This window comes from Desulfobaccales bacterium (assembly GCA_041648175.1).
In the GTDB taxonomy this organism is placed as follows: Bacteria; Desulfobacterota; Desulfobaccia; order Desulfobaccales; family 0-14-0-80-60-11; genus 0-14-0-80-60-11.
On the sequence record JBAZPO010000067.1, the window covers coordinates 1 to 3099 of the forward strand.

Below are 3099 nucleotides of genomic sequence, written 5' to 3' on the forward strand. Positions count from 1 at the left end.
CGATCCCCCCAAAACTCAGGAGGCCGGGCGGTTTCCAGCCTGGGACCCCGGGGCCGAGGATCTTTCCTTCATCAAATCCTTTAACTAATCCAGTAGGTTGACTATTATTATTTTTGGGTGCGCTATTCGCGCTATTTGGCACAAATTTAGCTTAATAGAACTGAGGACCAAAAACCAAAAAGCACAAACATGCCCGTCTCCCCCAGGGGGGACGGGAGGGCAATTATACCTGGCTCCTGATGCGAACCAGAGTCCTGTGGAAAGGGGGTGAAGACCCAGAATAGCGTCGGCAATATTTGCGGACAGACCTTCCGATGGTCATTTATGAATCAATCGTTGTAAGGAGGAATCTGAATGTCCAATGATCTGAAAAAAGAGGTTCAGGAAGCACCGTTACTTTGGCCTCTAAACCCGATTCCCACTTTTGAAGAAGTTTACGATCCCAAGATCTGCACCGAGGCCTCACGGGAAATCTCAACCACCTTTGAGGGCTGGCTCCATCCCAAACACGAGATGGCCAAACCCGAGGCCCTGGGCCAAATCCGCATTCTGGAATGCGGCCACGGCGGGCTCCAGACCAACGCCATGTTCGGCGGCGCGGTCCTGGGCGAATTGGGCGCCAACGTCATCATGGTGGAACCCCCCGGGGGCTCTCCCATCCGCAAGCTGGCCGCGTTCGGCCGCAAGCGCTACATGTTCAAAGACAACATCAACGGCGATCTCTGCGGCGGCGGCTTCCTGCACGAGTGCCGCAACAAGCAGTCCATCACCCTGGACCTGACCAAAGAAGAGGGCCGGGAAATCCTGAAAAAGCTGGTCGTCCATGTGGATGTGCTCATTGAAAACTACCCTCCCGGGCAGTTTGACGAATGGGGCATCGGTTATCGCCAGCTCTCCAAGATCAACCCCCGCCTGATTTACGTCTGGAACGGCCAGAAAGGCCAGTGGGGCCCCATGAAGGATAAGCCGGGCGAGCTTTATCCCTCTTCACCCTGCTCCTCCGGTTGGTGTCATGCCACCGGGCTGCCCAAGAGCTTCGGCGGCATCCCGCTACGTGCGGGTGAGCGGGCCGACGACATCCTGTGCGGCAACCTGACCGCGCATGCGACCATCGCCGCCCTGATCTTCCGTAACAATGTCTCCAACAAGGGCCAGTTCGTCGAGGTGACCTCCGCGGAATCCCACCTCCGGATTCATGACTATGCATGGGGATGGTATGGCACGGACGGCTCCAGTAAGCCCCGTTACGGCAACTGGGATCTGGCCATCAATATCTACTCGGTCAACCCCTGTAAAGACGGCTACATGATGGTGGGCGGCGGCCATGACCGGCTGTGGTACCGCATCTGGAAGACCGTGGGCAAGGACCGTCCCGAGCTGGAAGACATGATCCTGGACGAGCCCACCCTGCGGGTGGTCATCGACCGGGTCGGCCACGACCAGCAGGTCAAGACCTGCACCATCCTCACCGACTGGATGAAGGACTGGACCCGGGAAGAATGCCGGGCCAAGCTGCTGGAAGAGGAAGTAGCGGCCGGCGGCGTTTCCTTCCTGGACGAAGTGGCCGAAGAGCCCCACTACAAATACCGGGGCATGGTGCGGGCCATCGAGACGTCCCATTATGGCAAGGTCCTGTTCTGCGGTTCCGTTTTTTACGGGCACCGCACCCCGGGCCGTGTCAAAGATCTGGGCCGGCCCGTGGGCTTTGACAACAGCGATGTCTTCCGCAAGCTTCTTGGCTTCGACACGCCCAAACTGAATGAGCTGTACGAAAAAGGGCTCATCTAATAGAGGGGGTTAGGAAATATGGCCGATTTGGAAAAACTGCCCTTTGAGGAATATTGTAAGACGATTTTCAATAAGGACACCCTGTTTGAAAAACCCGAATGCCTGAAAGGCTATCGGGGGTTGTCCTGCACCCAATATATCCTGGGTCCGGCGGCCGCCGCCTACCTGGGCGAGTTAGGGGCCGAGGTCATCAAGATCGAGGTGCCCCGTATGGGTGAGCCCATGCGCCACTGCTCGCCTTATAACGAACCCTGGTTCTACCCGGTTTCCCGGTGGAACCCGGGCCGCGGTACCTCCCCGGCCTTCCAGGGCGCCAACCACAACGAGTACTTCGTCACCCTGGATTACCGCAAACCCGAAGCCAAAGAGATCTTCTACGGCATGGTGCAGAAGTCCGACTTCATGGTCTGGAATTACCGGCCCGGCACCTTCGACCGCTGGAAGATCGGCTACGGCGCCTGCAAAGAAGTGAACCCCCGCATCGTTCTCGCCTGGTGCGGCGGCTTCGGCGGCTTCGGCCCCGGCCGGAACTGGGCCTCCTACGACATCCTGGGCCAGGCCAAGGGAGGCGTCTTCTCCTTCACTGGCCAACGCTCCGGCGCCGCGGCGGGCTTCCCCAGCAAGCACACCACCTGGATCATGGACTACTCCATCGGCATGCTGGTCTCCACCGGCATCCTGGCCGGCCTCTACTGGCGGGACACGGTCTCCAACCTGGGCAACTACTTCGAGTGCTCCCAGGTGCAGGGTTCCACCCGTTACACCGAGTACGGCCTGCCCTTGTGGGGCCGCAGCGGTGTCGTCCGGATGCGTTGGGGCAACTGGGACACCGAGATCTGCGTCAACGGCATCTGCAAATGCGGCCTCTCCTCCTACCCGCACTCGAACCATCCCGCGGAAAAGGAAGAGGGCTACATCTATGTGGGCGCTTACATGGACGCAGACTTCGCCAACCTGATGAACCTCATCGGCCGTCCCGACCTGGCCAAAAAGTACGCCACCCATGACGACCGGGTGGAAGCCAAGGCCCAGGAAGAGATCTACCCTGCCATCGAAGACTTCCTGAAAGACAAGACCAAGGAAGAGGCCAACCGCATCTTCAGCCAGGCCGGCATCGCCTCCCAGCCGCTGCTCACCATCCTGGAAGCGGCCAACAACGACCATTGGCTGAGCCGGGGCGCGTTGGGCTGGTACGACGACCCGTACTACGGCGACGTCTTCACCCAGAAGACCATGTACAAGATGAGCGAGTGCCCGCCGCGGCTGAAACACGTGCACCGGCCGGTGGGTTCCGATAACGAGGAAATCTAT

General features: G+C 59.2%; 2 protein-coding genes. Both read left to right on the top strand.

Going from position 1 to position 3099, the window contains the following annotated elements; translation table 11 throughout:
* Positions 1 to 354 precede the first annotated feature (354 nt).
* On the top strand, positions 355 to 1788 hold the full coding sequence (locus tag WC600_19060) for a CoA transferase (GenBank protein MFA4904828.1): 1434 nt from the start codon (positions 355 to 357) through the stop codon (positions 1786 to 1788).
* Positions 1789 to 1806: 18 nt separating this feature from the next.
* Positions 1807 to 3099 (top strand): CoA transferase (locus WC600_19065; protein ID MFA4904829.1); only part of this gene is annotated, 1293 nt, incomplete at its 3' end.